This is a genomic window from Burkholderia guangdongensis (assembly GCF_013403875.1).
GTDB classification, from domain to species: domain Bacteria; phylum Pseudomonadota; class Gammaproteobacteria; order Burkholderiales; family Burkholderiaceae; genus Burkholderia; species Burkholderia guangdongensis.
In genome coordinates this window covers 121,082-145,505 of the sequence record NZ_JACBNX010000004.1, presented here as the reverse complement: position 1 = coordinate 145,505, position 24,424 = coordinate 121,082, and the positions used below count along the sequence as shown (strand labels likewise).

The window sequence follows — 24,424 nt, the reverse complement described above, 5'->3', positions numbered from 1 at the left end:
ATCGTCAGTCGCGCACGCAATCGACGAAGTACTCGACGCGCCCGTTCGCCTCTTCGGCGACGAGCCCGTGAATGTCGGTATGGAAGCCCGGGAAGCGCGCGTTGAAGTCGCGCGCGAACCGCAGATAGTTGACGATCGTCTTGTTGAAGCGCTCGCCGGGAATCAGCAGCGGAATGCCCGGCGGATACGGCGTCAGCAGGACGCTCGTCACGCGGCCCTCGAGCTCGTCGAGCGGCACGCGGTCGATCGCGCGATGCGCGAGCTTCGCGAACGCGTCGGACGGCTTCATCGCCGGCTCCATGTCCGACAGGTACATCTCGGTCGTCAGGCGCGCGATGTCGTTCGCGCGATAGACGTCGTGGATCTGCATGCACAGATCGCGCAGGCCCATCCGCTCGTACTGCGGATGCTGCGCGACGAACTCGGGTAGCACGCGCCACAGCGGCTGGTTGTTGTCGTAGTCGTCCTTGAACTGCTGCAGCTCGGTCACCATCGAGTTCCAGCGGCCCTTCGTGATGCCGATCGTGAACATGATGAAGAACGAGTACAGGCCCGTCTTCTCGACGATGATCCCGTGCTCGGCCAGGTACCGCGTGACGATCGCGGCCGGAATACCGGCCTCGCCGAACTCGCCGTCGACGTCGAGCCCCGGCGTGATGATCGTCGCCTTGATCGGATCGAGCATGTTGAAGCCGTCCGCGAGCGGGCCGAAGCCGTGCCAGCGGTCGTTCGGCTTGAGCATCCAGTCGTCGCGCGAGCCGATCCCCTCGTCCGACAGCGTGTCCGGGCCCCAGACGCTGAAGAACCAGTCGTCGCCGTACTCGGCGTCGACCTTGCGCATCGCGCGGCGGAAGTCGATCGCCTCGGCGATCGACTCCTCGACGAGCGCGGTGCCGCCCGGCGGCTCCATCATCGCGGCCGCCACGTCGCACGACGCGATGATCGCGTACTGCGGGCTCGTCGACGTGTGCATCAGGTACGCCTCGTTGAAGCGATGCTTGTCGAACGTGCGGTTCTCCGAATCCTGCACGACGATCTGCGACGCCTGCGAGATGCCGGCGAGCAGCTTGTGCGTCGAGTGCGTCGCGAACACGAGCGCGCCGGTGCGCGGCCGGCCGTCGCCGATCGCGTGCATGTCGCGGTAGAACTCGTGGAACGCCGCGTGCGGCAGCCACGCCTCGTCGAAGTGCAGCGTGTCGAGCAGGTCGCCGAGCAGATCCTTGATCATCTCGACGTTGTAGATCACGCCGTCATACGTGCTCTGCGTGATCGTCAGGATGCGCGGCTTCAGGCCCGGGTTCGCCTTCAGTGCCTCGCGCGCGAACGGATTCGCCTCGATCTTCTTGCGGATGTTCTCCGGCTTGAACTCGTCGCGCGGGATCGGGCCGATGATCCCGAAGTGGTTGCGCGTCGGCGTCAGAAACACCGGAATCGCGCCCGTCATCGTGATCGCGTGCAGGATCGACTTGTGGCAATTGCGGTCGACGAGCACGATGTCGCCGGGCGCGACCGTCGCGTGCCAGACGATCTTGTTCGACGTCGACGTGCCGTTCGTCACGAAGAACAGGTGATCGGCGCTGAAGATGCGCGCGGCGTTGCGCTCGGACGCCGCGACCGGCCCGATGTGGTCGAGCAGCTGGCCGAGCTCGTCGACCGCGTTGCAGACGTCCGCGCGCAGCATGTTCTCGCCGAAGAACTGGTGGAACATCTGGCCGAGCGGGTTCTTCAGGAACGCGACGCCGCCCGAGTGGCCCGGGCAGTGCCACGAATACGAGCCTTCGTCCGCGTACTTGACGAGCTCCTTGAAGAACGGCGGCGCGAGCGAGTCGAGATAGACGCGCGCCTCGCGGATGATGTGGCGCGCGACGAACTCGGGCGTATCCTCGAACATGTGGATGAAGCCGTGCAGCTCGCGCAGGATGTCGTTCGGCAGATGGCGCGACGTGCGCGTCTCGCCGTATAGGAAGATCGGGATGTCCGCGTTGCGGCGGCGCACGGCCTCGACGAACGCGCGCAGCTCGATGATCGCGGTCGCGAGCTCGGGCAGTTCGCCGTCGGGGCCGGTTTCGCCGAGCATCAGCTCGTCGTCGTCGATCGACAGGATGAAGCACGACGCGCGGCTCGACTGTTGCGCGAACGACGTGAGATCGCCATAGCTCGTCAGGCCGAGGACCTCGACGCCCTCCTTCTCGATCGCTTCGGCCAGTGCGCGAATGCCGGAGCCCGAGATGTTCTCGGAGCGGAAATCTTCGTCGATGATCACGACGGGAAAACGAAACTTCATGGGCGATTCTCCAAAAAGAACGACCGCGGCGCGTCACGCGCAGCGGTCACCCCGTAAAACGGTGCGGTCTATATCCAACCAGATCAGGTTTTCGGCAGCGTGACACCGCGCTGGCCCTGATATTTGCCGCCGCGATCCGCATACGACACGTCGCAGACCTCGTCGCTCTCGAAGAACAGCACCTGGGCCACGCCTTCGTTCGCGTAGATCTTCGCGGGCAGCGGCGTCGTGTTCGAGAACTCGAGCGTCACGTAGCCCTCCCACTCGGGCTCGAACGGCGTCACGTTGACGATGATCCCGCAGCGGGCGTAGGTCGACTTGCCGAGGCAGACGGTCAGCACAGTGCGCGGAATCCGAAAATATTCGACGGTGCGCGCGAGCGCGAACGAGTTCGGCGGGATGATGCAGACGTCGCCCTTGAAATCGACGAACGAGCCCTCGTCGAAGTTCTTCGGATCGACGATCGTCGAGTTGATGTTCGTGAAGATCTTGAATTCGTCGGCGCAGCGGATGTCGTAGCCGTAGCTCGACGTGCCGTAGCTGACGATCTTGCGGCCGTCGGCGGCAACGCGCACCTGATCGGGCATGAACGGCTCGATCATCTTGTGCTCTTCGGCCATGCGCCGGATCCATTTGTCGGACTTGATGCTCATATCGGTGCGGTGCGCGCGCGAAAACGCTGGATGACGGTGGAAGAATGCCGCCGGCATGAGCCGGCGGGCGCGAAAGGCGGACATTTTACGCGATCGCGGGCATGCACATGCCGATCGTGCATGCGCGTGGACGTGCAACCGGACGTGCAACCGGACATGCATTCGGACATCAACGCGCGACGCCGCACGCGAGCGCCGGGCCCGCGCCGTGCTGCGGGAACGCCGGGTCGATCGGGTCGCGGTACACGAGCACCGACCGGCCGAACGCCGAGCGCACGCCGTCGAGCGCGAGATCGGGCGCGACGATGAAGCCGGCCGCGACGCCGTTCGCGTCCGCGTGGATGTTGCCGAGATCGCCCGCGGCGCGCGCGCCCGCGCGCAGCCGGTCCGCGGCGGGCGAGAATATCGGGCCGGCGCTCGAGCCGTCGCCGGCGTTGCAGTCGCCGCGCTCGTGCACCTGCAGCGCGTGATCGGAGTTCGGCGGCAGCCCGGCGAGGTTGTACGTGACCTGCACGCCGTCGGGCCGCTCGACGAGCGTGACGTCGCCGCGCGCCTGTGCGCCGACGACAGGCTGCAGCGCGGCGTCGGCCCGTTTGTCGTGGGGCGGAAACAGCGCGGTGCAGCCGGCCAGCAGGACCAGGGCGGCGGCGGCCGTCAGCGCTCGTGGCGCGCGGCCGGCGCGCGCGCCGTGTGATCGTCCGCCGTGTGATCGTCGTTTCATGCGGTTCTCATGCCGGAAGGCGCGTTTTGGGTATCGCGCCGGCCGGACGGGAAAAGGGACCCTGGAAAAGTCGCCATGATACCGCGCCTCGCCCCGCGAAAACCGCGCCGGGCCCGTGCCCCGCAACGACTTTACGTATTTTGAACAACGATCGTCGGGAACTTCGCCGTCATGTCGCGCGTGCGCTCCGCGATCGCGAGCGCGACGCCGCGCGCAATCGCGCGGTAATGCCCCGCGATATTGCCGCCCGGATCGGCGACGACGGTCGGCACGCCGCTGTCCGCCTGCTCGCGAATCGCGATGTCGAGCGGCAGGCTGCCGAGCACCGCGACGCCGTAGTCCTTCGACATCCGCTCGGCACCGCCCGCGCCGAAGATGTGCTCCTCGTGGCCGCAGTTCGAGCACACGTGCAGGCTCATGTTCTCGACGATCCCGAGAATCGGAATCCCGACCTTCTCGAACATCTTCAGGCCTTTTTTCGCGTCGAGCAGCGCGATGTCCTGCGGCGTCGTGACGATCACCGCGCCCGTGACCGGCACGCGCTGCGCGAGCGTCAGCTGGATGTCGCCGGTGCCGGGCGGCATGTCGACGATCAGGTAGTCGAGCTCGCGCCAGCTCGTCTGGCGCAACAGCTGCTCGAGCGCGGACGTGGCCATCGGGCCGCGCCAGACCATCGGGTTGTCCTCCTCGATCAGGAAGCCGATCGAGTTCGCCTGCAGCCCGTGGCCGACGAGCGGGTTCATCGTCTGGCCGTCCGGCGACTCGGGGCGCTGGCCGTGGATGCCGAGCATCGTCGGCAGCGACGGGCCGTAGATGTCCGCGTCGAGAATGCCGACCGACGCGCCCTCGGCCGCGAGCGCGAGCGCGAGGTTCACCGCGGTCGTGCTCTTGCCGACGCCGCCCTTGCCCGACGCGACCGCGACGATGTTCTTCACGTTCGGCAGCAGCTTCACGCCGCGCTGCACCGTGTGCGCGACGATTTCCTGCGACACGTTGATACGCGTGTCACGAACGCCCGGCACGCTGTGCAGTGCCGCGGCGATGCGCGCGCGCACGTCGTCGTGCTGGCTCTTCGCAGGATAGCCGAGCACGACGCCCACGCTGACGGCGTCGCCGTCGATCGCGACGTTGCGCACGCCCTTGCTGGCCGCGTACGGGCGGCCGGTGTTGGGATCAACGACGGCCGCCAGCGCGGCGTCGACGAGTGCCCGGTCAATGCTCATCGAAACTCCGTGAGAAGGTGTTTTTCGCGCTCAATTGTCAAAAATGATCAAATAACGCGGCAAATATCGGGAAAAGTGAAAGAATTTATTGCACGCCATTGCGCGGACGCGCGAGCCGGCGCAATCTTCGCGTGCGGCACGCTATGGGGCCAAATCGGGCCCCATACCGCCTATATTGTAGAGGCTCGCGCGCCGCGCTGTCCGAACAGCCACGCTGCCGGACAGGGCATGCGGCCGTCGAAGCCGTGCGCAACCGGTTCGCGCGCGGAAGGTCCACCGTCCTTTTTTCGAGTGGGCCTGCCGAGAGAGATGTAACACGTTTCTGTTGTAGTCGACTCTTCACCACTGAGAGGAATCCGAGATGAATACCAAAATTGCGACTCGCCTGTCCGTCTTCGCGCTCGCCGGCGCGCTCCTGGCTGGCTGCGCGACGCAGCAGGGCAACAACGCGGCGGTCGGCACCGGCGTCGGCGCGGCGCTGGGCGCAGGCATCGGCGCGCTCGCCGGCGGCGGCAAGGGCGCGGCGATCGGCGCGGGCGCGGGCGCGCTCGTCGGCAGCGTGACCGGCTACAACTGGCAGGCGATCAAGAACAAGCTCGCGCCGTCGGCCGCGCAAACGGGCACGCAGATCACCGAGCAGCCGGACGGCTCGCTCAAGCTGAACGTGCCGAGCTCGGTCACGTTCGCGACCGGCCAGTACGCGATCACGCCGGCGTTCACGCCGATGCTGAACGATCTCGCGTCGACGCTGACCCAGAACCCGCAGGTCACCGCGTCGGTGGTCGGCTACACGGACAGCACCGGCTCGGCGCAGCTGAACCAGACGCTGTCGCAGAACCGCGCGCAGAGCGTCGTAAACGCGCTGGCGCAGCGCGGCGTCGCGGGCAACCGCCTGTCGGCGCAGGGCATGGGCGCGTCGAACCCGGTCGCGGACAACGGGACCGAAGCCGGCCGCGCGCAGAACCGCCGCGTCGAAATCTACCTGCGCGCCGCGCAGTAAGCGACGCGACCGGAGGGAGACGGGCGGGGCGCGCCGCCCGGCGAGCCCCGCCCGACGAGACTTTCCGCGACGCAAGTCACGCAAGTCACGAATCGAAAATTTTTTCGAACTTCTGCCGAGCGTCGCGGTCTCTCTCTACGGTACGTGGCTGGTAGTTGCCGGCGCGTCACCATTCTCCTCTTGTCGTTGTTGCTCCGGGGCCACATCCGCCCCGGTTTTTTTTGCCCGCGCGAAATTCGATGCGCTGCGGTGATGCACTTCAGCGACGCAGCGCAACATCGCGGCCCTCCGCCGACGCGCCGGGCCCGCCCCGCCGGGTGCCCGCGTGCCCGGCCGGCGCCCCTGCTAGAATCACGGATTCCCGTCGATTTCCCGCAGTTCCTCTACAGACCCTATGTCCGCCACCGACCTCACCTCCGGGCCGGCCGGCGCGCCGCAAGGCCGCCGCCAGGTCCTCGTCACGTCCGCGCTGCCCTACGCCAACGGGCAGATCCACATCGGCCACCTGGTCGAGTACATCCAGACCGACATCTGGGTGCGGACGCTGCGCATGCACGGCCACGAGGTCTACTACATCGGCGCCGACGACACGCACGGCACGCCGATCATGCTGCGCGCCGAGAAGGAAGGCCTGACGCCGAAGCAGCTGATCGACCGCGTGTGGACCGAGCACAAGCGCGACTTCGACAGCTTCGGCGTGTCGTTCGACAACTTCTACTCGACCGATTCGGACGAGAACCGCGTGCTGAGCGAGAAGATCTACGCGGCGCTGAAGGAGAACGACCTGATCGCCGAGCGCGAGATCGAGCAGGCGTACGACCCGGTGAAGGAAATGTTCCTGCCGGACCGCTTCATCAAGGGCGAGTGCCCGAAGTGCCACGCGAAGGACCAGTACGGCGACAACTGCGAGGTCTGCGGCTCGACCTACCTGCCGACCGAGCTGCTGAATCCGTACTCGGTCGTGTCGGGCGCGACGCCGGTGCGCAAGAAGTCGACGCACTACTTCTTCCGGCTGTCCGACCCGCGCTGCGAGTCGTTCCTGCGCGGCTGGGTGGCCGGCCTCGCGCAGCCCGAGGCGACGAACAAGATGCGCGAATGGCTCGGCGACGCCGGCGAAGCGAAGCTCGCCGACTGGGACATCTCGCGCGACGCGCCGTATTTCGGCTTCGAGATCCCGGGCGCGCCCGGCAAGTACTTCTATGTGTGGCTCGACGCGCCGGTCGGCTACTACGCGAGCTTCAAGAACCTGTGCGACCAGCGCGGGATCGACTTCGAGTCGTGGATCAGCAAGGACACGACCGCCGAGCAGTATCACTTCATCGGCAAGGACATCCTGTACTTCCACACGCTGTTCTGGCCCGCGATGCTCGAATTCTCCGGCCATCGCACGCCGACGAACGTGTTCGCGCACGGCTTCCTGACCGTCGACGGCGCGAAGATGTCGAAGTCGCGCGGCACGTTCATCACCGCGCAGAGCTATATCGACACGGGGCTGAACCCCGAATGGCTGCGCTACTACTTCGCCGCGAAGCTGAACGCGACGATGGAAGACCTCGACCTGAATCTCGAGGATTTCCAGGCGCGCGTGAACAGCGATCTCGTCGGCAAGTACGTGAACATCGCGAGCCGCGCGGCGGGCTTCCTGATCAAGCGCTTCGACGGCCGCGTGCAGGACAGCGCGATGAATCATCCGCTCGTCGCGACGCTGCGCGACGCGATCGCGCCGATCGCCGCGCAGTACGAGGCGCGCGAGTACAACCGCGCGCTGCGCCACACGATGGAGCTGGCCGATGCGGTGAACGCGTACGTCGACGGCGCGAAGCCGTGGGAGCTCGCGAAGGATCCGGCGAACGCGGTCGCGCTGCACGAGACCTGCAGCGTGAGCCTCGAGGCATTCCGCCTGCTGTCGCTCGCGCTGAAGCCGGTGATGCCGCGCGTCGCCGAAGCGGTCGAGAAGTTCTTCGGGATCGCGCCGCTCGCGTGGGCCGATGCGACGAAGCCGCTGTCGTCGCACCAGCCGATCAACGCTTACCAGCACCTGATGACGCGCGTCGACCCGAAGCAGATCGACGCGCTGCTCGCCGCGAACCGCGAATCGCTGCAGGCGACCGAAGCGGGCGCGGCGGTCGCCGCGAACGGCAATGCGGGCAATGCGAACGCGTCGAAATCAACGCAATCGGCACAAGCGACGAAGACGAAGAACGGCAAGCCAGCCGCCGGCGCGAACGGTGCCGACGGCGACGCGCTGCCGATCTCGATCGACGACTTCGCGAAGATCGACCTGCGGATCGCGAAGATCGTCGCGTGCGCGGCAGTTGAAGGGTCGGACAAGCTGCTGCAGCTCACGCTCGACGTCGGCGAGGAGAAGACGCGCAACGTGTTCTCCGGGATCAAGTCCGCTTACCAGCCGGAGCAGCTCGTCGGCAAGCTGACCGTGATGGTCGCGAACCTCGCGCCGCGCAAGATGAAGTTCGGACTGTCCGAAGGGATGGTGCTCGCCGCGTCGGCCGCCGACGAGAACGCGGAGCCGGGCATCTACATCCTCGAGCCGCACAGCGGCGCGAAGCCGGGGATGCGCGTGAAGTAAGCGCAAACGCGCGCGCCGCGCCGCCGGCCATGCAAACCCCGCTACGGCGGGGTTTTCTTTTTGCGTCGCCCCTCGCCCCCTATTGATCGGCGGCCGAATCGGTCGCCGCCGTGCCGCCTTGCGCGCGCCGCCCGAACAGCCGGTTGAAGCGCCGGGTGTAGTTCAGGTCGACGCCCTGGAACGTGCCGCCGTACGCGGACACCGACCAGAACCGCGTCAGGTTGATCGTCACCTTGAACGCGTTGCTCGCCGACTGCAGCCCCTGCTCGTAGCCGAGCACCAAGCGCTCGTTGATCGCCTTCGACAGCAGCACGACCTGCGAATCGGTCAGGCCGACGTCGCTCTGGCCGACCGTGAACTCGTCGAGGCCGATCGTCTGCGCGACGCGCTTGCCGGTCGCGCTGCCGAGCAGCGCGAGCGCGGCGGTCATCGCATTCTGCTGGCCGAGGTTGTTGCCCTGGTCGGTGCCGTGGCCGAACAGCAGCCACGACAGCTTCTCGTTCTCGGCGACATTCGGCTCCGACACGAGCCTCACGGCCGGCGACTGGATCGTGCCCGTCACCTGCACGCCCGCCGCCACCTCCTGGTTGCGCCGCATCGCGAGAATGTTGATCCCCGGATTCGACACCGGCCCGTTGAACGTGAAGAAGCCGTTCTCGATCGCGAGCCTGCGGCCGAACGACGTGTACGTCGAGCCTTCGGTCACGCGCACGTTGCCGATCGCGCGCAGCGGCACGCCCGGCGCGCTCGTCGCGGTGATCGTGCCGCGCAGCCCGAGGTCCGCGCCGTGGCCCTTGAAGCGGAAGTTGTTGCCGAGATCGATCACGACGTTCGCGCGCGGCGCGAGCGACGGCGCCGGCTTGTCGGTGGCCGGCGGCGGCTTCGCGACGGCGGTGCCGGTCGGCGTCTCGCCGCGCACCGTGCCGCCCGACTGGACGACCACGACGTCGTCGGACAGGTGCGGCGCCGACTGCTCCGGCAGATCGAACAGCGCGCGGTCGACGACGAACTTGCCGTCGATCGCGATCCCGCCGCGCGGCCCGTCGTTCGCGACCGTCGCCTTGCCCGACAGCGACAGCTTGCGGTCCGGCGCCGCGAACAGCTCGAGCTTGTCCGCGACGATGCTGGCCGTCAGATCCGGGGCTTCGCCGCCGAGCCCGATGCGGCCGATCGCGCGCAGCGTGCCGTCGCCGCCGTGGAACTCGACCTGCTGGAACTCGACGAGATTCTCCGCGAGCCGGATCCGCACGATCCCGTCCTTCAGCTGCACGCCCTGATCGACGAGCGTCGCCGATAGATCGTCGCCGGTCAGCATCCCGGACAGCGCCGGCTTCGCCGGCGTGCCCGCGATCGTCAGCTTCAGCGTCGCACGCCCGCCGAGCAGATAGCCCGGCCCGAACAGCCCGCCGACCGTCTTCAGCGATGGGACGTCCGCGTCGATGCGGCCCGACAGCGCACCGTCGTTCGCGACCGCGAGCGCGCCGTCGCGCAGCGCGAGCGGCACCGCGACGTTCGCGTCGAGCGTGCCGACGCGGTTCGCGCGCGCCGCGACGGTCACGTTCAGCCGGTTGCCCGCGCCGAACGCCGCGCGCGCGGACACATCCGCGAGCCCGAGCGACGACACGCCGCGCCCGGTCTCGACGGTCACGTCGCCGCTGCGGCGCGTGATCTGCAGCGAGCCGGTCGCGGTCGCGCCGACCGAGAAATCCCAGCCGGCGTCGAGCACGAGATCGGTGCGCACCGGCGGGCGCTGGCCGGTCAGTTCCTCGCGAACCGCGAGCGCGCGCGCGACCGACAGCCCGCTGACGGTGCCCGCCGAGCGCAGCCGGCCTTGATCGTAGACGAACGACTTCAGGTCGATCGCCGCGCCCTCGAGCGTCAGCTTCGCGGCGCCGAGCGTCGCGCGGCCGGCGCCGGCCGACACCGCGAGCGGCGTCTCGAGCGCGAACGCGGGCGTGCCACGGTTCGCTAGGCGCGTGACGGTGCCGTCCCAGCGCGCGCCGTCGCGGGCATCGACGACGCCGCCGTTCGCGGCGACCGTCAGGTCGATCGCGCGATGGTCCGCGTGGCCGGCCGCCGACAGCGCGAGCGTGTGCTTCGCGCGCGTGCCGTCGAGATTCGCGCGCAGCGTGTCGAGTTCGAACGAGCCGAGCGCGACGCCCGTCGCGTCGGCGCTGAGCACGAGCGCGCCGCGCGCGCCGTCGCGGATGTCCGCGCGCCCCTGCGCGGACGCGATCCGGTTCGCGCCGAACACGACGCGCTCGGCCTTGTAGGTGGCGTTCACGTTCGGATGCGCGAAGCTGCCGGTCAGCTCGCCCTGCGCCTGCACGAGCCCCGCGAGGCCGAAGCCCAGGCGGTCGAGCTGCGGCGCATCGACCGCGAAGCGCAGCCGGTCGCCTGCCGCGCCGAAGCTGCCGTGCAGATCGACACGGTTGCCCGCGATCGACAGCGTCGCGTCGCTCGGCAGGATCCGCGCGCCCGCGACCTGCACGACGCCCTGCCCGGTCAGCGGCACGTCGTCGTACACGCTGTCGCCGAGCTTGAACGTCGCCTTCGTCGCGAAGCCCGGCGCGAAGCCGCCGGACGCGGTCAGCGTGCCGTTCACGCGCGCGGCGCCGGCGCGCGCGGCGGACGCGGCCGGCGGTGCGGCCGGTGGTGCGGCCGGTGGTGCGGCCGGCCGTGCGACCGACTGGCGGCCGGCAGCCGATTTCGCCGTGGCCGATCCGGCGGGCGCGGCCGCCGCCGGCGCGCCCGCCGCCGCGAGCAGCAGCGGATCGAAATCCGTCAGCGTCGCCTTGGCGTCGTAGCTCGCGCGCGCGTCGTGGCGGAACACGCCGGTCAGGTCGACGCGCCCCTTGCCCGCGCTGACGCGCGCGTCGGTCACGACCGTCTGCCGCGGTGTCAGCGCGACCTTCGCGCGCGCGCCGAGCGCGAGCTTCGGATCCGCGAGATCGAACGTCACGGTCTGCACGCCTTGCTCGAGCGCGACGCCGACCGGCCCACCGAGCCGCATCGGCCGCAACTGCGCGACGAACGCGTTCAGGTCGAGATTCGCGACCTTCAGGTCGAAGCGCCCCCGGCCGGCCGCGAGCGTGCCGCCGCCCGTCACGCTGCCGTCGCGGATCAACCGCAGCGCGAGCGCGTCGATCCGCTGCGCGTGCGAATCGAGCCGCACGTTCGCGTGCGCGTCGACGACCGGCAGCCGATGCTCGCCGAGCGTGCCCGGCAACGCGTTGACGATCGACACCGGCCCCGTCACCGCGAACGCTTTCGGCCGCGCCGGATCGGGCGCCGCCGGCGCGAGCGACGCGCGCACCGCGAGATCGGCGGCCGGCGCGCCCGGCGCGAACGCCTGCGGATTCACGTGATCGAACGCGAGCGCCGCGCGCGTGAGCGGCACCGCCGCGAACGGCGATGCCTCGACGTGCGCGCGGCCCGCGAGCTTGAGCCCGCTTGCGTCGACGTCGGCGACGAGCGCTTCGAGCGAGCCGCCGACCCGCGCGCGCGCATCGACCGGCTCGTCGGCGACCTTGCCGGCGTACGTCGCGTCGCCGGTCAGCGCGAACGGCCGCATGCCGTCGAGCGACGCGCGCGCGGTCAGCGCGCCGAACGGCGTGTCGAGCCGGTCGAGCGCGAGCGTGTGGTGACGGCCGTCGCTGCGGCCGCTCAGGATCAGGTCGCGGAGTTCCGTCGTCGAGCCGGCGTCGCGGATCGTCAGCCTGTCGAAGCGCAGATCGTCGATCCGCAGTTGCAGCGGCAGTTGCAGATCCTGCGGCAGTCCCGTCGACGGCTTGGACGGCCCGGGCGCGATGCGCACGTCGATCGTGCCGGCGCGCAGATAGGCGAGCGTCAGCCGCAGCGGCGCGCGCGTCAGCGCCCAGCGGCCGTCGAGCCGGTCGATCCGCACCTCGGTGCCGGCGCCGTTCGGGCTCGTCCACGCGACGTTCGACAGATGCACGCCGGTCGCGAGCGCGCCGCCGTCGAGCGTGCCCGCGAGCCGCCCGCCGAGCACGCGCACCGCCGCCTGCCATGCGACACGCGTGCCGCGCTCGGTCGTCGCCGCCGCGAGCGCGAGGCCGACCGCAACCACGACGACGAGCACGAGCGCGGCAACCGTCCACGCGAGCGAGCGCGCCGCGCGCCGGGCACGCGACGGGCGCGGCGCGGGCGGCTGCGGCGCGCCGTCGGGCGCACGGTCACGCGCATTCGGCGGCGGCGGGGTGTCGGTGGCGTCCTTCGTCATGCGTGTCGGTCGGGAGGATTCGGTTCGGGGTTCGGTTGGGTCAGAAGGCGATCCCGAGCGTCAGATACGGCCGCACGCTATGGTTGCGCAGCCCGTACGCGACGTCGACGTTCACCGGGCCGACCGGACTGCGCCAGCGCGCGCCGACGCCGACGCCCGGATAGAACACCTTCTCGCCCCATGTATCGGTCGCGGTGCCGATGTCGAAGAACGTCGCCGCGCCCCAATCCCGATTGAACCAGTGCTGGTATTCGGCCGCACCGGTCAGCAGGTACTTGGTCGGCAGCGTCGAGCCGTCGACCGTATTGCCGATGCTCTGGTAGCTGTAGCCGCGCACCGAGTTCGAGCCGCCCGCGCGGAACAGCAGCGATGCCGGCACGGTCGACGAGCTGCCGCTCGTCATCACGCCACCGACCTCCGCGCGGAACACGAACAGGTCGTTCCTGCCGAGTGGCAGATATTGCTGCCCGCGCGCGTAGCCGCGCACGAAAGTCTGCTCGGACAGCGCGCCCTTCACCGCGAAGCCGGCTTCCGCGTGGATCAGGTTGCCCGAACGCGGGAACAGCGGATCGTCGACGTCGCGGCGCGTCCACGCCCACTGCGGCACCAGCGCGTGGCTCATCGTCGGGCCGGCGCCGTTCTGCTTGAGCCGGTCCTGATAGAACATCAGCGCATACGAGTAGTCGATGAACTGGCCGGCGCGCGCGCGCTGCACGCCGAGCCGCGTGCTGTAGATCGTCGTGCCGGCGACGTTGGTGTTCGTGTACGACGCGAGCACGCTGTTGGTCCACGCGCGCGGCCCGGGCGGCATCGACAGCTGAATCTGCCCGTACCGCTGGATCTGGTCGATGCGGCCCGACAGCGTCAGCGGCCACGCGGCGCCGAACGTGTTCAGGTACGTATACGAGCCCTGCACGTGCGGGCCCGTGTCGGTCGAGTAGCCGACCCCGCCGCGCACGCTGTGAAACGGAAACTCGCTGACCTTCACGTGCACGGGCGTCTGGTTCGGCTTCGTCGTGTCGTCGCCGACGTCGATCGCGACGCTCGCGTAGTACGGCGTGTTCTGGATCTGCCGCTGCAGCTCGGCGATCCGCCGCACGTCGTAGATCTCGCCGACCGACAGCGGATTCACGTTCGTGACGATCCGCTGCGGATAGCGCTTCGCGCCGGACACGTCGAGCGGGCCGATCGTGAACGTCGGGCCGCTGTCGAACCGGACCGACAGCGTCGCGCGCTGCGTGCGCGGATCGATGCGCGCCTCGGACGCGACGATCCGCGCGCCGAGATAGCGGCGCGCCTGCAATGCCTTGAGCGCGGCGCTCTTCGCGTCGTCCCAGCCCGACTGCGTGAACGGCTGGCCGGTCTTCAGCGAGAACGCGCCGCGCGTCGCGGCCTCCTGCTTCGGATCCTCGGTGCCGATCGGCCCGTCGAACGCGAGATCGACCGCCGACACGACCGTGCGCGGCCCGGGATCGACGGCGATCGTCACGTCGCGGCGGCCGTCGCGCGTGCGCACGTCGGTGCGCACGACCGGCGAGAAATAGCCTTCGGTCGAGGTCAGGTCGCGGACCTGCTGCGGCGTCGCGGTGACGAGGAAGTCGAATTGATCGTCGCTGACATCGTCGCGCTTCGCGAAGCGCGCGATGTCGAGATGCTGCGACAGCAGCTTGCGGATCGGGCGCGGCGCGTCGATCGCGACGCCGTACTTCGCGTACGCGGGCAGCGCGGCGAGCACGCCGAGGCAGCCGGCGGCCACGCATCGCGCCGCGCGGCCGACGGCCGAAGCCATCGCCCGTCGGCTGGCGCCCGGCTTCGCACGCTGGTGTGTCGCCTGCCCTGTCAAATATGACCTCTCGACGCTGGAATCGATGGAAACCCTGTATTTGACCACAGCCGCGCAATACTGGCCCCAAGACGACGCGCGGGGCGGCCATTCGCGGGGCGTCACACGGATGGCTGTCCCCGGATGACCGTCCCGCCGATGACCGCCCCCGGGATGGCCGTCCCGCGGTTTCGACGCACGATCGCTGCCGGCTGTTCCCCGCGTTGCGGTAAAATCCCGCCCATCCCCTGTCCCGGCGCGTCGCGCGCCGCCTGAAACGGAAGACGAGCCATGCTGTACCAATCCGACGTCACGCAATTCATCAACCAGCTCAAGCAGCAGAAGCCGGCGCTCGAGGCCGAGCAGCGCAGCGGCCGCGCGCTGTTGTGGGACAAGCAGCCGATCGACCTCGAAGAGCGCGCCGACCAGCAGGAATCGCGCGTGCAGCAAACGCCGTACGTCTACTACCAGAACTTCTGAGCAACGCGAGCGCAGCCGTGAGCGCCGCCGACGAGGCCAGCGCCGCGCGGCCCGACCCGGCCCGACCGGAAGACGCGGTCGCCGCGCCGGCGGGCACCGACTCGACGCCCGACACGGTCGACGGCGTCGCCGCGTTCGCTCGCCTGTACGGCGAGCCGCTCTTCAAGCTCCCGCAGGATCTGTACATCCCGCCGGACGCCCTCGAAGTCTTTCTCGAGACGTTCGAAGGCCCGCTCGATCTGCTGCTCTACCTGATCCGCAAGCAGAACCTCAACGTGCTCGACATCCCGATGGCGGAAGTCACGTCGCAATATCTCGGCTACGTCGACCAGATCCGCACGTCGAACCTCGAGCTCGCGGCCGAATATCTGCTGATGGCTGCGATGCTCATCGAGATCAAGTCGCGGATGCTGCTGCCGGTGAAGAAGGCCGACACCGGCGAGGATGCCGAGGATCCGCGCGCGGAACTCGTGCGGCGCCTGCTCGAATACGAGCAGATGAAGCTCGCGGCGCAGCGCCTCGACCAGTTGCCGCAGCTCGGGCGCGACTTCCTGCGCGCCGAGGTCTACATCGAGCAGAGCGTCGCGCCGCGCTTCCCGGACGTGGACGCCGACGATCTGCGCGCCGCGTGGGCCGACGTGCTCAAGCGCGCGAAGCTCGTCCAGCATCACAAGATCTCGCGCGAGGAGCTGTCGGTGCGCGAGCACATGAGCCTGATCCTGCGCCGGCTGCAGAACGCGCGGTTCATGGAGTTCGCGGACCTGTTCGACACGTCGCGCGGCGTGCCCGTCGTCGTCGTGAACTTCATCGCGATGCTCGAGCTCTCGCGCGAATCGCTCGTCGAGATCACGCAGGCCGAGCCGTATGCGCCGATCTACGTGCGGCTCGCGTATCTGCCGGCCTGAGCCAGCGCGCCCGATCTCGTGCCGGCTTGCGCCGCCGGGCCTTTCGGCCAGTCTTTGACAAGCCTTGCGGCGAGCCTTTCGGCAAGCCATTCGGCGAGCCATTCCAAAGACAAAAGATAAAAGCGAACGCTCGTTCTTTTATCGATGCGCCACGCGGACAAATCCTCTACAATCCGCCGACGTCCGATGCGCCGCGCGGCGCCCGGTCGTTTTGTCAGTTTTTCCGTTTTGCCGTTTTACTGTTTCGACCCGACGCCGCCCGCCGCGGCGCCAACGCGCGCAAGCGCGAGGAACCCGCACACCGATCATGAAAGTCATCAGCTCGATCCATGAACTGCGCGACCAGTTGCGCGGACAGAACCGCATCTCCTTCGTGCCGACGATGGGCAACCTGCACGAAGGCCACCTGTCGCTGATGCGGCTCGCGCGCCAGCACGGCGACCCGGTGGTCGCGAGCATCTTCGTCAACCGGCTCCAGTTCGGCCCGAACGAGGATTTCGACAAGTATCCGCGCACGCTGCAGGACGACATCGAGAAGCTGCAGAAGGAGAACGTCTACGTGCTGTTCGCGCCGACCGAGCGCGACATGTATCCGGAGCCGCAGGAATACCGCGTGCTGCCGCCGGACGACCTCGGCGGGATCCTCGAGGGCGAGTTCCGGCCCGGCTTCTTCACCGGCGTCTGCACGGTCGTCACGAAGCTGATGTCGTGCGTGCAGCCGCGCGTCGCGGTGTTCGGCAAGAAGGACTACCAGCAGCTGATGATCGTGCGCCGGATGTGCCAGCAGCTCGCGCTGCCGGTCGACATCGTCGCGGCCGAGACCGTGCGCGACACCGACGGCCTCGCGCTGTCGTCGCGCAACCGCTATCTGACGCCCGCCGAGCGGCAGGAGGCGCCCGAGCTCCAGCGGACGCTGCAGCGCATCCGCGAATCCGTGCTCGGCGGCGAGCACGATCTCGCGAAGCTCGAGCAGCATGCGCGCGAGCATCTCGCGGGGCGCGGCTGGGCGCCCGACTACATCTCGATCCGGCGCCGCGCGAACCTGATCGCGCCGAGCGCCGCCGAGCTCGAAGCGAACGAGCCGCTCGTCGTGGTCGCCGCCGCGAAGCTCGGCGTCACGCGACTCATCGACAATCTCGAAATCTGACGGCCATCGTCCGCCGGCGCATCAAGGAGGCACCATGCAGCGCAACATGCTCAAATCGAAAATCCACCGCGTGGCGGTCACGCACTGCGAGCTTCATTACGAAGGCTCGTGCGCGATCGACGAGGATCTGCTCGAAGCCGCGAACATCGTCGAGAACGAGCGGATCGACATCTGGAACATCAACAACGGCGAGCGTTTCTCGACGTACGCGATCAAGGGCGAGCGCGGCAGCGGGATGATCTCGCTGAACGGCTCGGCCGCGCGGCGCGCGCAGCTCGGCGATCTGGTGATCATCGCGGCGTTCGCGGTGGTCGACGAGGCGGAGCTGAAGGCCGGCTGGAAGCCGGATCTGGTGTTCGTCGACGAAAACAACAAGATCAAGGGCAGCCGCGATCACGTGCCGACGCAGAGCTGGTCGTAAATCGCCCGGCGCGCGCCCGCGGCGGCATGTGCGCAAGCGCGCGCTCACTCACTTCTTCTGCTCGACCCACTCGAGGATCGGGCGCCACTGCTCGAGATCCTTGTCGACGCGGCTCTTCGCGACGTCCCACAGCGTGAGCCCGTGCGCGGCGAGCTGCACGTAGTTCTGCGTGTCGCGGACGAAGCCGAGCACCGGCAGCTTCAGCCCTTCGACGAACCGGTGAAGCTGCTCGGCCGAGCGCGTGCGCGCATCGACGCGCATCCCGACGATCCCGACCTCGACCGCGCCCTTGCGCACCGCCTTCTCGCTCGCGAGACGCTCGAGGAAGTGCTGGGTCGCAAGGATGTCGAATATCGACGGCTGCAGCGGCACGATCACCTTGTCCGCGAACTGCAGCGACAGGTTGAGCCGGTTGCCGTGCAGGCCGGCCGGCGTGTCGATGATCGCGTATTCGAGGCCGCGTGGAGGCTTGGTCGGCGCGTCCGGCTCGAGCGGCCACGCTTCGATCCTCGGCAGCGTCGCCGGGCGGATGTCGAGCCACGCATGCGACGACTGCTGCCGATCGAGATCGGCGAGCGCGACCCACGCGCCCTGCGCCGCGAAATAACCGGCCAGATTGGTGGACAGCGTGCTTTTGCCGACGCCGCCCTTCGGATTCGCCACCACGATCACCGTCATGAATTCCCCCGAGGAAGCCGCTCGGCGCCGACCGTCGGGCGGACGCCGCCGAATTGCGGATACAGGGTGCGATGATAGGACAAATGGCGTTCGCCGGTGCAGGTCAGTCAGGCGGCCTGGCGCTGGCGCGCGGCCGCGCCGCTCGTGCCGAGCGCGAACGCGCCGCCGCCGAGCAGCGCCTGCACCGCGAGCGCGACCGCCCAGAACGCCGGATATTCCCAGCCGCCGTGCGGCGACGCGAAGCTCCAGCCGTTCGGCAGATGCGCGAACGTCGCGCCGAGCATGAACGGCAGCAGCACGAGTGCGGCGACGCGCACCTGGAAGCCCGCGAGCAGCGCGATCCCGCCGACGAGCTCGACCGCGGTCGTCACGTACGCGAGCCACGCCGGCAAGCCGATCGACGCGAAAAATCCGGCGACACCGGGCAGCGTGAAGACGAAGACCTTCTGCGCGACGTGCGCGAGGTACAGCACGCCGAGCGCGACGCGAAGCAGCGTGGCGGCGAATTCGTTCTGGCGATTCGAGTTCATGTCGGGATCCTTCATGCGTGAATGGGGAATGGCATGCACTCTATTCGAACCACAATCGCTTATAAACAGGCGATTCCGCTTAAATTATTTCCTATTGAGAATGAATAGGACGCAAAAAAAGGGAGCATGACCGATCATGCCCCCCGATGGGCGGCCGGTCGGCAGTCAGTAACTGCCGCCACCGGAGCCTTGCGCGGGCGCGCTCGAAGAGCCGGACGCCCCGCCGCTGTCGCTGCTCATTCCGCCCCCGTCGCACGGATAGACGGACGCTGACGCCAGCAATCCCACCAACAATGCACACCACCAGCGAGCTTTCATCGTCGCGCTCCCGCGGGCGGACCTCCGCCCTGCACTCCTCTTCGTTGTACGTCACCCGGTGAAAAAAGCGAGCGCCGCGTATCAGCCCGCGGCCGAGGGGGCGTGTCAACTCAGCTGAACGCCGCATACAGCGCGGGCAGATCGAGATGCGCGGCCATCGCGTCCGCGAGCCGATCAAGCGACGCGTCGCGCAGCGCCGGGTAGTCGATCCGCTCGGCCGAGTCGAGGCCCGCCCACGCGAGCAGCGCCGCGCATGCGTCGGGCGAGTCGAACAGGCCGTGCACGTAGGTCGCGAGAATCTGGCCGTCGTCGGACAGCGCGCCGTCGGCGCGCATGCGGCGCTCGTGAGCGACGGCGCTGGTGCCGGTGCCGGTGCCGGTGCCGGTGCCGGTGCCGGTGCCGGTGCCGGTGCTGGTGCCGGTGCCGGTGCCGGCGTCGGCGTCGGCGTCGGCGTCACCGTGCGCGCCGCCCTCCGCGAGTTCGAGCGCCGGCGAGCCGAGCGCGGGGCCGCGCGTGTCGCCCATGTGGATCTCGTAGCCGCTCACTGCCGCGCCGCCCGGCAGCGCGAGACGGCCGGCGACGTTCTTCAGCGTCTTGTCCGGCCGCAGCGTCGTGTCGAAATCGAACAGCCCGAGCCCGGGCATGCTGCCGGGCGCGCCTTCGAGGCCGAGCGGATCGTCGAGCGTGCGGCCGAGCATCTGCATCCCGCCGCAGATCCCGATCAGCTTGCCGCCGTAACGCAGATGCCGCTGCACGATGCGCTCCCAGCCCGCGTCGCGCAGCCACGCGAGGTCGCGCTGCACGTTCTTCGATCCGGGCAGGATCAGCAGGTCGGCGGCCGGCACCGGCCCACTCTTCCAGTACGTGAAATCGACCTGAGGATGCGCGCGCAGCGGATCGAAGTCGGTGTGGTTGCTGATCCGCGGCAACGCCGGCACGACGACGCGCAGCACGTCGCGACCGTCGCCACCGTCGCTCACAGCCGCGCTGCGGGCCTGCGCGGGCAGCATGTCCTCCGCGTCGAGCGCGAGCCCGTGCAGATACGGCAGCACGCCGAACACCGGCTTGCCGGTCTGCGCGGTCAGCCAGTCGAGCGCCGGTTCGAGCAGCGTGAAGTCGCCTCGGAAGCGGTTGATCACGAAGCCGCGCACGCGCGCGCGCTCGCTGTCCGACAGGCAGGCGAGCGTGCCGACCAGATGCGCGAACACGCCGCCGCGGTCGATGTCGGCGACGAGCACCACCGGGCAATCGACGCGCTCCGCGAAGCCCATGTTCGCGATGTCGCCGTCGCGCAGGTTGATCTCGGCCGGGCTGCCCGCGCCTTCGATGACCACGGTGTCGTACGCGGCGCGCAGCCGCGCATACGATTCGAGCACCGCGCCGAACGCGACTGGCTTGTAGTCGTGATACGCGCGCGCGTTCAGGTTCATCCGCGCGCGGCCGTGGATGATCACCTGCGCGCCGCGATCGCTCGTCGGCTTCAGCAGCACCGGGTTGAAATCGGTATGCGGCGCGACGCCGGCCGCGAGCGCCTGCAGCGCCTGCGCACGGCCGATCTCGCCGCCGTCGGCGGTCACCGCGCTGTTGAGCGCCATGTTCTGCGGCTTGAACGGCGCGACGCGCGCGCCCGCGCGCCGGGCGAGGCGGCACAGGCCCGCGACGAGCGTGCTCTTGCCCGCGTCGGATGTCGTGCCCTGGATCATCAGCGTGCCGCGCGGCCGCGCGTCGGATGCGTTCGTCATGAGAGGGAAAAGCGTGTCGAAGCGAAGGCCGCATTATCGCCGCGCCGTTACAATCGCACGATGATTCCGCACGATCTCACCTTCGTTCTCGGCGGCGCGCGCTCGGGCAAGAGCGCGTACGCCGAGCGCCTCGCCGCCGACAGCGGCCGCCCCGTCACCTACATCGCGACCGCGCACGCAGCCGACGCCGAATTCGCGCGGCGCATCGCGCATCATCGCGCGCGGCGGCCCGCCAGCTGGGGCGACGCCCACGCGCCCGTCGAACTCGCCGACACCCTCGCGCGGCTCGACGATCCGCACGTGTGCCTGCTCGTCGACTGCCTGACGCTGTGGCTCGCGAATCTGCTCTGCCCGGCCGACGGCGCGCCGCTCGACGACGCGCAATACGCTGCGCACGTCGACGCACTCGATGCGGCGCTGCGCGGCGCGCGCGCGAAAGTGATCGTCGTCAGCAACGAGATCGGGCTCGGCGTCGTGCCGCTCGGCGAACAGACGCGCCGCTACGTCGACGAGCTCGGCCGGCTGAACCAGCGCGTCGCCGCGCTCGCGACGCGCGTCACGCTGCTCGTCGCCGGGCTGCCGGTCGCGATCAAGGCCGAGCCCGCGCGATGCTGATGCTGTCGTTGCCGGTCGTCGCGATGCTCGCGGTCGCCGGTGTGCTCGTCGACCGCCTGTTCGGCGAGCCGCCGTCGGCCATGCATCCGCTCGTCGGTTTCGGGCGGCTCGCCGCCCGGATCGAGGCCGCGCTGAACACCGGCCGGCGCGGCCGCGTGGCCGGCGTTGCCGCATGGCTCGCGGCGGTCGCGCCGCCGGTCGCGCTCGCGTACGGGCTCGCGGCCGCGCTGCCCGCGACGCTCGCGGTGGTCCTGCACGTCGCGCTGCTGTGGTTCGCGCTCGGCGCACAGAGTCTCGCCGATCATCTCGCGCCGATCGCCGCCGCGCTCGGCCGGCACGACCTGCCGGCCGCACGCGCGCTGACCGCGCGAATCGTGTCGCGCGACACGACCGAAGCCGATGAGGCCGCGCTCGCGCGCGCGGCCGTCGAATCGGCACTCGAGAACGGCAACGACGCGATCTTCGGCGCGCTGTTCTGGTTCGTCGTCGCGGGCGGGCCGGGCGCGCTGCTGTTCCGCCTCGCGAACACGCTCGACGCGACGTGGGGCTACCGGACGCCGCGCTTCCTGCGCTTCGGCTGGGCCGCCGCGCGAATCGACGACGCGCTGAACTGGCTCCCCGCGCGCCTGACCGCCGCGAGCTACGCGCTGCTCGGCGACACCGCCGCCGCGTGGCGCTGCTGGCGCACGCAGGCGCGCCACTGGGACAGCCCGAACGCGGGCCCGGTGATGGCGGCCGGCGCGGGCAGCCTGAACGTGCGGCTCGGCGGGCCGGCCGTCTATCACGGCGAGATCGAGGAGCGGCCCGCGCTCGGCACGGGCGCGAACGCGTCGGCGCTGCACATCGCCGCCGCGCTGTCGCTCGTCACGCGCACGCTCGCGCTGTGGCTCGCGCTGTTCGTCGCGTGCGGGGCGCTCGTGCTGGGGGCGCAGCATGGCTGACATGAAACGCCCCCCACGCTCACTGCGTTCGCTGCCCCCCGAGGGGGCGGTCAGCCGCCTTGGGGCGGCCCGGCGGAGGCTGACATGAAACACCCTCCCCCGATCGCACACGGCGGCAACCTGCACGAAGCCGCGAGACGCTATGGCATCCCGCACGACGCGTGGCTCGATCTGTCGACCGGCATCAATCCGGTCGGCTATCCGGTGCCGCCGGTGCCCGCGGACGCATGGCGCCGGCTCCCCGACGACGGCGACGGGCTTGCCGCGCGCGCGGCAAGCTACTACGGCGCGCCGGACGCAGCGCACGTGCTGCCGGTCGCCGGCAGCCAGGCCGCGATCCGCGCGCTGCCCGCACTGTTGCCGCGCGGCGTCGCGGGTGTCGCGCCGCTCGCGTACGGCGAGTACGCGCCGGCATTCGCGCGGCACGGCCACGCCATCGACACGCTCGACGTCTCGGCCGACACGCTGCCCGCGACGCTCACGCATGCGATCGTCGGGAGCCCGAACAATCCGACCGCCGAGCGGATCGCGCCCGAGCGCCTGCTCGGCTGGCACGCGCAGCTCACCGCGCGCGGCGGCACGCTGATCGTCGACGAAGCGTTCGCGGACGCGTTCGCCCCGTCGCACACCGCTCACACTTCGCACACATCCCACACCTCGCTCGCCGCGCACACGCACCGCGCGGGCCTCGTCGTGCTGCGCTCGGTCGGCAAGTTCTTCGGCCTCGCCGGCATCCGCGCGGGTTTCACGCTCGCGCATCCGGAGCAAATCGCCGCGCTGCACGACGCACTCGGCGCGTGGACGGTCGCCGGCCCCGCGCGTCACGCGGTCGAGGCCGCGTTCGCCGACGTCGCGTGGCAGGCGACGACGCGCGCACGGCTCACGGCCGACGGCGCGCGTCTCGCGGCGCTGCTGCGTAGCCACGGCTTCGCGGTGCGCGCGACGCCACTGTTCTGCTGGACCGACGATCCTCGCGCGGCCGCGCTGCATGCGGCACTCGCCGAGCGCGGAATCTGGACGCGCCTTTTCATGGGCAATCTTGCGGGCAATTTCATGGGCAATTTCGTGGACGATTCCGCGCGCCCGTCGAGCGTGCGCGTCGGGTTACCCGGCGCCGAGCCCGAATGGCAACGCCTGTCGGACGCGCTTGCGCAGTGCGTGCCGGCGCTTCAAGGAGATGCACGTTGAATTCGCCACACTTCTTCGCGATCGCGCTCGCCACACTGCTCGCCCCCGCCATCGCACAGGCAACCGTCAGCGCACGCGACGACGACGGCAATACCATCACGCTCGCCGCGCCCGCGCAACGCGTCATCACGCTCGCGCCGCACGCGACCGAGCTCGTGTTCGCGGCCGGCGGCGGCGCGAAGCTCGTCGGCACGGTCGCGTACAGCGACTATCCGCCGGCCGCGCAGGCCATCGCGCGCGTCGGCGACAACAAGGCGCTCGATCTCGAACGGATCGCCGCGCTGAAGCCCGATTTGATCGTCGTCTGGCGGCACGGGAACGCCGAGCGGCAAACCGACGCGCTGAAGGCGCTGCACATCCCGCTGTTCTTCAGCGAGCCGACGCATCTCGACGACATCGCGACGTCGCTCGACAGGCTCGGCACGCTGCTCGGCACCCGGCCGGCCGCCGACGCGGCCGCCGCGTCGTTCTCGCGCGACATTGCGGCATTGCGCACGCGCTACGCGTCGCGCCCGCCGGTGACCGTGTTCTTTCAGGTGTGGGACCGTCCACTGATGACGCTGAACGGCACGCATCTGATCAGCGACGTGATCAGGCTGTGCGGCGGACGCAACGTGTTCGCGTCGCTGCAGCCGCTCGTGCCGACCGTGTCCGACGAAGCGGTGCTCGCCGCGAATCCCGAAGCGATCGTGACGACCGGCAGCGGCGCGACGCCGTCGAACGCGCCGCTGCCGAGCCTCGCGCGCTGGCGCGCATGGCCCGCGCTGACCGCGGTCGCGCGCGGCAATCTGTTCTCGATCGACGGCGATCTGCTCACGCGTCCGGCGCCGCGCATCGCGCAGGGCGCGGCCGCGCTCTGCGCAGATCTCGACGCCGCGCGCGCACGGCGTCCTGCTCACCCGGCACCGCTCACGAACAAGTGAACC

At 69.6% G+C, this 24,424-nt stretch carries 19 protein-coding genes; 10 read left to right on the top strand and 9 right to left on the bottom strand.

What is annotated here, in order from left to right:
* Positions 1-4 precede the first annotated feature (4 nt).
* The 4 genes from HZI36_RS05550 to apbC form a co-directional block, all read right to left on the bottom strand.
* Positions 5-2,284 (bottom strand): arginine/lysine/ornithine decarboxylase, encoded by a 2,280-nt coding sequence (locus HZI36_RS05550; RefSeq protein ID WP_179401630.1) that lies wholly within the window; start codon positions 2,282-2,284, stop codon positions 5-7.
* Positions 2,285-2,367: 83 nt separating this feature from the next.
* On the bottom strand, positions 2,368-2,937 hold the full coding sequence (dcd, locus tag HZI36_RS05545) for a dCTP deaminase (protein ID WP_179401629.1): 570 nt from the start codon (positions 2,935-2,937) through the stop codon (positions 2,368-2,370).
* Between the two features lie 169 nt (positions 2,938-3,106).
* Entirely contained in the window at positions 3,107-3,658 is a 552-nt protein-coding gene (locus HZI36_RS05540; RefSeq protein ID WP_179401628.1) for a superoxide dismutase family protein, read from the bottom strand.
* Between the two features lie 131 nt (positions 3,659-3,789).
* A complete protein-coding gene (gene apbC, locus HZI36_RS05535; RefSeq protein ID WP_179401627.1) occupies positions 3,790-4,881 on the bottom strand; it encodes an iron-sulfur cluster carrier protein ApbC in 1,092 nt (363 codons plus the stop codon).
* A gap of 361 nt (positions 4,882-5,242) precedes the next feature.
* On the opposite strand from apbC, the gene HZI36_RS05530 reads away from it, so the two are divergent.
* On the top strand, positions 5,243-5,881 hold the full coding sequence (locus tag HZI36_RS05530; protein ID WP_179401626.1) for a YiaD family glycine zipper/OmpA-like lipoprotein: 639 nt from the start codon (positions 5,243-5,245) through the stop codon (positions 5,879-5,881).
* 394 nt (positions 5,882-6,275) lie between these two features.
* Positions 6,276-8,468, top strand: coding sequence for a methionine--tRNA ligase (metG, locus tag HZI36_RS05525; protein ID WP_179401625.1), 2,193 nt, complete (start codon positions 6,276-6,278; stop codon positions 8,466-8,468).
* 79 nt (positions 8,469-8,547) lie between these two features.
* Here metG and HZI36_RS05520 read toward each other — a convergent pair whose 3' ends face one another.
* Together HZI36_RS05520 and HZI36_RS05515 are read right to left on the bottom strand one after the other, a co-directional pair.
* Positions 8,548-12,711 carry a translocation/assembly module TamB domain-containing protein gene (locus tag HZI36_RS05520; protein WP_179401624.1) on the bottom strand — a complete coding sequence of 1,388 codons (4,164 nt, stop codon included), beginning with the start codon at positions 12,709-12,711 and terminating at the stop codon, positions 8,548-8,550.
* Between the two features lie 40 nt (positions 12,712-12,751).
* Positions 12,752-14,500: an autotransporter assembly complex protein TamA gene (locus HZI36_RS05515; protein ID WP_179401623.1), complete on the bottom strand. Its 1,749-nt coding sequence runs from the start codon at positions 14,498-14,500 to the stop codon at positions 12,752-12,754.
* A gap of 324 nt (positions 14,501-14,824) precedes the next feature.
* On the opposite strand from HZI36_RS05515, the gene HZI36_RS05510 reads away from it, so the two are divergent.
* From HZI36_RS05510 to panD, 4 genes are all read left to right on the top strand, one after another.
* Positions 14,825-15,013 (top strand): DUF3460 family protein, encoded by a 189-nt coding sequence (locus tag HZI36_RS05510; RefSeq protein ID WP_179401622.1) that lies wholly within the window; start codon positions 14,825-14,827, stop codon positions 15,011-15,013.
* A gap of 17 nt (positions 15,014-15,030) precedes the next feature.
* Positions 15,031-15,918, top strand: a complete 888-nt coding sequence (locus HZI36_RS05505) for a segregation/condensation protein A (RefSeq protein WP_179401621.1) — start codon at positions 15,031-15,033, stop codon at positions 15,916-15,918.
* Between the two features lie 307 nt (positions 15,919-16,225).
* Positions 16,226-17,065: a pantoate--beta-alanine ligase gene (gene panC, locus HZI36_RS05500; RefSeq protein WP_179401620.1), complete on the top strand. Its 840-nt coding sequence runs from the start codon at positions 16,226-16,228 to the stop codon at positions 17,063-17,065.
* Positions 17,066-17,099: 34 nt separating this feature from the next.
* Complete coding sequence (gene panD / locus HZI36_RS05495) at positions 17,100-17,486, top strand: aspartate 1-decarboxylase (RefSeq protein WP_179401619.1); 387 nt, start codon at positions 17,100-17,102, stop codon at positions 17,484-17,486.
* Between the two features lie 48 nt (positions 17,487-17,534).
* On the opposite strand, the gene HZI36_RS05490 is transcribed toward panD, so the two are convergent.
* The 3 genes from HZI36_RS05490 to HZI36_RS05480 all read right to left on the bottom strand — a co-directional run bounded on the left by HZI36_RS05490 (position 17,535) and on the right by HZI36_RS05480 (position 20,754).
* Positions 17,535-18,164 (bottom strand): ParA family protein, encoded by a 630-nt coding sequence (locus HZI36_RS05490; RefSeq protein ID WP_179401618.1) that lies wholly within the window; start codon positions 18,162-18,164, stop codon positions 17,535-17,537.
* Positions 18,165-18,271: 107 nt separating this feature from the next.
* Positions 18,272-18,694, bottom strand: a complete 423-nt coding sequence (locus HZI36_RS05485) for a DoxX family protein (RefSeq protein ID WP_179401617.1) — start codon at positions 18,692-18,694, stop codon at positions 18,272-18,274.
* Positions 18,695-19,122: 428 nt separating this feature from the next.
* On the bottom strand, positions 19,123-20,754 hold the full coding sequence (locus HZI36_RS05480) for a cobyric acid synthase (RefSeq protein WP_179401616.1): 1,632 nt from the start codon (positions 20,752-20,754) through the stop codon (positions 19,123-19,125).
* Positions 20,755-20,814: 60 nt separating this feature from the next.
* Here HZI36_RS05480 and cobU point away from each other — a divergent pair, with 60 nt between their 5' ends.
* From cobU to HZI36_RS05460, 4 genes are all read left to right on the top strand, one after another.
* Positions 20,815-21,369 (top strand): bifunctional adenosylcobinamide kinase/adenosylcobinamide-phosphate guanylyltransferase, encoded by a 555-nt coding sequence (gene cobU, locus HZI36_RS05475; RefSeq protein WP_179401615.1) that lies wholly within the window; start codon positions 20,815-20,817, stop codon positions 21,367-21,369.
* The gene (gene cbiB, locus HZI36_RS05470; RefSeq protein ID WP_179401614.1) at positions 21,363-22,310 is read left to right on the top strand and encodes an adenosylcobinamide-phosphate synthase CbiB; all 948 of its coding nucleotides are present in this window, start codon (positions 21,363-21,365) and stop codon (positions 22,308-22,310) included. Before cobU ends, cbiB begins: the two co-directional genes overlap by 7 nt.
* Positions 22,311-22,394: 84 nt before the next feature.
* Complete coding sequence (gene cobD / locus HZI36_RS05465; RefSeq protein ID WP_179401613.1) at positions 22,395-23,498, top strand: threonine-phosphate decarboxylase CobD; 1,104 nt, start codon at positions 22,395-22,397, stop codon at positions 23,496-23,498.
* On the top strand, positions 23,495-24,421 hold the full coding sequence (locus tag HZI36_RS05460; protein ID WP_246326973.1) for a cobalamin-binding protein: 927 nt from the start codon (positions 23,495-23,497) through the stop codon (positions 24,419-24,421). Before cobD ends, HZI36_RS05460 begins: the two co-directional genes overlap by 4 nt.
* Positions 24,422-24,424 lie beyond the last annotated feature (3 nt).